Below are 5166 nucleotides of genomic sequence, written 5' to 3'. Positions count from 1 at the left end.
ACAGTGAGTATGTACAATAGCTTGTAGCAAACGCCCAAGTGTAAGAAAGGGCGGATAAACCATTCTTTTCTTCATATACATATAGAAAATGAGAAAGAAAGTGAGGGTTGCATATGGCTGCTTGGGTAATTTGGTTTATAATAGCTGGTATTTTATTTATCGCAGAAATGTTGTCGATTACATTTTACATGCTTTGGCTTGGAATTGGAGCTGTTGTCGGAGGTCTTATTGCTTTGTTTGCTCCTGATGCACTACTGTTACAAGTTACTGTTGGTGCAATTGTAAGTTTAACTTTGACATTCTTTACGAAAAGAATTTCAAAAAACTTTCGAGAAGCAAAAGGTTTTACTGATACAGTAGATATGCTTGTTGGTAAAAAAGGGATTGTTATGCAAGCGATTACAAATGAAGCGAATGGTATTGTGAAAGTGGATGGAGATACTTGGACAGCTATTGCAGATTCTTCAATTGATGCTGGAGAAAAAGTCGTTGTTATAAAGAGGCATAGTACTATATTACAAGTGAAAAAGGAGAGTGAATAAATATGGTAGCATTAACGTTAACGATTATATTCGCACTAATTGTAGTTACATTTATCGCATTAACAATTAAAATTATTCCTCAGCAAAAAGTTGGGGTTGTTGAAAGATTTGGTAAGTTTCAACGTATCATGCACCCAGGGTTAAATATTTTAATACCAATTGTAGATCGTGTTCGTGTATATCATGACTTACGTATTCAACAAACGAATGTACCACCGCAAAAGGTAATTACGAAAGATAATGTTCAAGTAGAAATTGATACTATTATTTTCTATCAAATTGTTGAACCAGAACTTGCGACATATGGTATTTCAAACTATGAATATGGTGTTCGTAATATTACTTCAGCAACGATGCGTCAAATTATCGGTAAAATGGAACTGGATGAAACGTTATCTGGTCGTGAAAAAATTTCAACAGAAATCCGCTTAGCGCTTGATGAAGCAACAGAAAAATGGGGCGTACGTATTGAACGTGTCGAAGTTGTTGATATTAACCCGCCAAAAGATGTGCAAGCATCAATGGAAAAACAAATGAAGGCTGAGCGTAATAAACGTGCGATTATTTTAGAAGCTGAAGCAGCAAAACAAGATAAAGTCCTTCGTGCTGAAGGGGAAAAGCAAAGTAAAATTTTGATGGCTGAAGGGGATAAAGAAGCGCGTATTCGCGAAGCTGAAGGTATAAAAGAAGCAAAAGAATTAGAAGCGCAAGGGGAAGCAAGGGCAATTGAAGAAATCGCAAAAGCAGAACAAAATCGTATTGAATTGCTTCGTGAAGCGAATTTGGATGAGCGTATACTTGCTTACAAATCATTTGAATCATTAGCTGAAGTTGCAAAAGGACCAGCAAATAAAGTCTTTATTCCGTCTAATGCAATTGAAACACTTGGTACTCTTGGGGCAATTGGAGAAATATTTAAAGAAAAACAAGTGAAGAAACTACCTTCAAATGATACAGGAAAAGAACAATAAAAGTGAGGAAGAGAAATGGGATACCATTTCTCTTTTTTTGCGTATATTCCGAAAAGCTTGTACATATCCATGTATAAAGAAGGTGATGCAGTGAAAAAGTATGCAACTCGAATACATGGGAAGAAACTGATTTCGTTACTCCTTTTATATGCGCTAATAGTAATTATGATAGCGTCGATTTTGACGTCATTTTTACATACAATGAAATCGAATTATGCAAATCAATGGTTTGGAAAAGTATCGATGCAAGGTTTTGTTCAAATGATAGAAAGTGAGAATCGCTATTACGGATTTGATTATTTTAAGAAGAATAAAAGAGAGTCAGTTGGAAATTTAATGTTCTCTATTGCGACAGATTTGAAAATTAAAGATTTAAGAACATTCGTCGGTAAAGAAGTACCTGGTATGTCAAAGTATTATTCTAATATTATCGTAGCTGGTGAAGGGACAAACTTGACGAATATCCCAAATGAATCTAGTGTACCGATTGAAGAAGTAACGAAAGAAAGGGAAGTAGCAAAAGATAAAGTTACAGAAGCGGAAAAGAATAATCCGGTTCAGAAAAAGAACGGAGCGAAAAAAGGTGAAAGTGCAGTATATATTTATCATACACATAGCTGGGAATCCTTCTTTCCATTATTACCAGGGGCTACGGATCCATCAAGTCCAGATGTAAATGTGTCTTTACTAGGGAAACGTATGAAAGAGCAACTTGAAGGACAAGGAATTCCGGTAGTTCACGATAAAACGAATATGGGGGATTTATTAGCGAGTAAAAAATGGAAATGGCCGCAATCATATAAAGCGTCTCATGAATATGTAAAAGAAGCATTAGCACAAAATAATAAAATTGCGTTTCCAATTGATATACACCGTGACGATCAGCGTAAGAAAGTAACAACAAAAGTAATTAACGGAAAATCGTATGCAAGATTATATTTTATAATTGGGATGGAAAATGAAGGCCGTGCTGAAAATGAAAAAATTGCAAGAGCCATCAATAGTTATTTAGATGAAAACTACTACGGATTAAGTAGAGGGATTTTTCCAAAGTATAAAAAAGATGGAAATGGCGTTTATAACCAAGATTTATCGAAAAATGCGATGTTAATTGAAGTTGGTGGTGTTGATAATACGTTAGATGAATTATATAACACAATTGATGTGTTAACAGAAGCGTTTAGTAAATATTATTGGAATGATGCGGAAAAAGTGAATGGATGAGGGACGGGAGACCGTTCCTTTTTTATTTTGGAATCTTAAAAAGTGATATAATGGAATTTTATGAATGTTAAATAAAGGGAGAGAGAAACATGCAAATACTACTAATACGCCACGGAGAATCAGAAGCTGATATTTTACATGTGCATGAAGGTCGAGCTGATTTTGAGTTAACTGACAAAGGGAGACAACAAGTACAAAGACTTGTACAGAAAGTGAAAAAAGATTTTGCGCCAGATTTCATTTGGGCAAGCACATTAAAACGCGCTCGTGAAACGGGTGAAATATTAGCAGAAGCAATTGGTTGTCCAATTCAATTAGAAGAGGAATTAATGGAGTTTAATAATGGAGTGCAAGCAGGCTTATCATTTGAAGAAGCAAAGAAATATCCAGAGCCAAAGTTTCTTCATGACCGTTTTGAAAACGGAGAATCATTTATTGAGTTTCGAATGAGAATAGAAGGAATCTTTTCTAAAATTATGATAGAGAATACATATGATCGAATTGCAATTGTTGCCCATGGAGGCGTAATTAATAGTCTATTACGTGCATTTTTCAAAATGCCAATTTCAATGGACTACTATTTCAAAATGGGAGATACGGGAATAAGTTTAATTGAAATTGAGGGTGAACAAAAAACGGTGCATTTCATTAATGATACGAATCATTTGGACGGGATGTAAAGACTTATGTACAAAGTTGTATTTTTCGATGTTGACGGTACGTTATTAAGTGAGATTGATAGAAGCATGCACGAAAGTACAAAAGAAGCGATACGAAGGTTAATAGATAAAGGAATTCACGTAGTTGTTACAACTGGAAGACCGTATAGTTTATGCTCACAATTTAAGGAACTAGGTATAAATACGTTTATTTCAGCAAATGGTGCACATATAAAATGTGGGAAAGAAGTTATACATAAATCAGTACTTTCAAGCGAAATCGTTCATGATATTTCAAATTTTGCTGAATTACATGGTCACAGTGTTTCTTACTTTACAGAAGAATTTGCAATGAATAATATTGCTTCCAAAGATGAACGTGTCATGCGAGCGTTAAATGAAACTTTAAATTTAGAGCGGTATCCTGACAAAGTTAGAAACTTATCAGATGAGATGTATTGCATATGTCTGTATGCTGATGATACAGAAGCTCAAAAATTCATTGAAAGATATCCAGCACTTACGTTTGAGCGTTTTCATGGTTACGTTATAAATGTATTGGAAGATAGTAAAGTATCGAAGCTAACTGCAATTCAAAAAGTATTGGAACATTTAAACATTAGTAAATTAGAAGCCGTTGCTTTTGGCGATGGTGGAAATGATATTGAGATGTTGCAGTATGTAGGATTAGGAGTTGCGATGGGAAATGGTGGAGAGGAGTTGAAGAGAAGGGCTGATTTCGTTACAACGAAGGCGAGTGAAGGCGGAATTTCTTATGCCTTAAAGAAGTTGCGAATTATTTAAAACTAATAGTTAGTCAGTGTGAAAAATCCTGTTTTAATAATGGCTTTTGTTAATATGTATACTGTTTTAGGGAATTATTTGAGCTCTCCTACTTACAATTTAACTGCAGAACAAATCCTTTATTTTCGCTTAGCAGGGCTGTTTGGTATGTTGCTGTCACCACTTGCAGGTCTTTTAACAAAGAGGTTTGAAGTAAGGAAAGTTCTTCAAGGGGGATTGTTGATTGTTATTTTTAGTCTAAGTTCAATGGGCTTTGTTTCAGATCTATCTCTACTTGTAATGATGAGTGTCTGTTTTGTAATAGGTATTGCTATATCCGTTCCGTCTTTAGTTTCTCTTGGAGGTCAATTAGGAGGGAAAGCAAGGGGAATATACTTTTATTTTTAGGTACTAGTATAGGACCTATCATTTCTATTTATCTTATGAAAATAGGAGGTTATGCTCAAACATTTATTTTATTAGGAATGATACTTTTTATTGGTTTTGTAGCTTCTCTATTTATAATTAATGAATGAGTGGAAAATCACTCAAATAAAGGAATGCGAGGATCTTTCATATGCTCGCATAATAAAATATGAATTTGTCCACGATGATGATAAAAGTGTGCAACGATTTCAAGTAACCATTCAAATCGCGAATAAGAAATCCCCCAATAGGCAGTCATAACTTTTGCTAATTCTATTTGGGAGTAGGAAAGAAATGTTTTAGAGAGAAGGTTGTATCCTTCAATCATCGTTTGTTGCATGTGAGCAACTGTTACGGGCGTATGTTCTATATAAAAGGTATGTAATTCTTTTTCTGAAATACCATTTAAAATGAGTAAATCAGCATGACAAATAAGAGAAAGATGTGCACACATTTCAAATAATGATCGTTTTGAGTGAATCGGTTGTATTTTTAAATCGTTTTCACTATATTGGTTAAGCATATAAATAGAAGTATCAATAGCAACTTTTAGTTGATGCA

Annotated in this window: 6 protein-coding genes and 1 pseudogene; 6 read left to right on the top strand and 1 reads right to left on the bottom strand. The window is 34.4% G+C overall.

Annotated features, from left to right (window positions below):
• The first annotated feature begins 113 nt into the window (after positions 1 to 113).
• From ACQGS6_RS22585 to ACQGS6_RS22560, 6 genes and pseudogenes are all read left to right on the top strand, one after another.
• Positions 114 to 542, top strand: coding sequence for an NfeD family protein (locus ACQGS6_RS22585; protein WP_000741974.1), 429 nt, complete (start codon positions 114 to 116; stop codon positions 540 to 542).
• 2 nt (positions 543 to 544) lie between these two features.
• Positions 545 to 1513, top strand: a complete 969-nt coding sequence (locus tag ACQGS6_RS22580) for an SPFH domain-containing protein (RefSeq protein WP_000226253.1) — start codon at positions 545 to 547, stop codon at positions 1511 to 1513.
• A gap of 15 nt (positions 1514 to 1528) precedes the next feature.
• On the top strand, positions 1529 to 2737 hold the full coding sequence (gene spoIIP, locus ACQGS6_RS22575; RefSeq protein WP_002098533.1) for a stage II sporulation protein P: 1209 nt from the start codon (positions 1529 to 1531) through the stop codon (positions 2735 to 2737).
• 89 nt (positions 2738 to 2826) lie between these two features.
• The gene (locus tag ACQGS6_RS22570; RefSeq protein ID WP_001166433.1) at positions 2827 to 3417 is read left to right on the top strand and encodes a histidine phosphatase family protein; all 591 of its coding nucleotides are present in this window, start codon (positions 2827 to 2829) and stop codon (positions 3415 to 3417) included.
• Between the two features lie 6 nt (positions 3418 to 3423).
• A complete protein-coding gene (locus ACQGS6_RS22565; protein WP_098940745.1) occupies positions 3424 to 4200 on the top strand; it encodes a Cof-type HAD-IIB family hydrolase in 777 nt (258 codons plus the stop codon).
• A gap of 30 nt (positions 4201 to 4230) precedes the next feature.
• Positions 4231 to 4715: pseudogene (locus tag ACQGS6_RS22560) on the top strand (MFS transporter); the annotation flags it as partial.
• A gap of 8 nt (positions 4716 to 4723) precedes the next feature.
• Here ACQGS6_RS22560 and ACQGS6_RS22555 read toward each other — a convergent pair.
• Positions 4724 to 5166 (bottom strand): DinB family protein (locus ACQGS6_RS22555; RefSeq protein ID WP_426965634.1); only part of this gene is annotated, 443 nt, incomplete at its 5' end.

The organism is Bacillus sp. GMs2/2 (assembly GCF_050172095.1).
Classification (GTDB): Bacteria; Bacillota; Bacilli; order Bacillales; family Bacillaceae_G; genus Bacillus_A; species Bacillus_A cereus.
This window is presented reverse-complemented; position numbering and strand designations above follow the sequence as displayed.

Coding starts and splice junctions, on each gene's coding strand:
- ACQGS6_RS22585 (WP_000741974.1), top strand. CDS start 114: ATGGCTGCTTGGGTAATTTGGTTTATAATAGCTGGTATTTTATTTATC.
- ACQGS6_RS22580 (WP_000226253.1), top strand. CDS start 545: ATGGTAGCATTAACGTTAACGATTATATTCGCACTAATTGTAGTTACA.
- spoIIP (WP_002098533.1), top strand. CDS start 1,529: ATGGGATACCATTTCTCTTTTTTTGCGTATATTCCGAAAAGCTTGTAC.
- ACQGS6_RS22570 (WP_001166433.1), top strand. CDS start 2,827: ATGCAAATACTACTAATACGCCACGGAGAATCAGAAGCTGATATTTTA.
- ACQGS6_RS22565 (WP_098940745.1), top strand. CDS start 3,424: ATGTACAAAGTTGTATTTTTCGATGTTGACGGTACGTTATTAAGTGAG.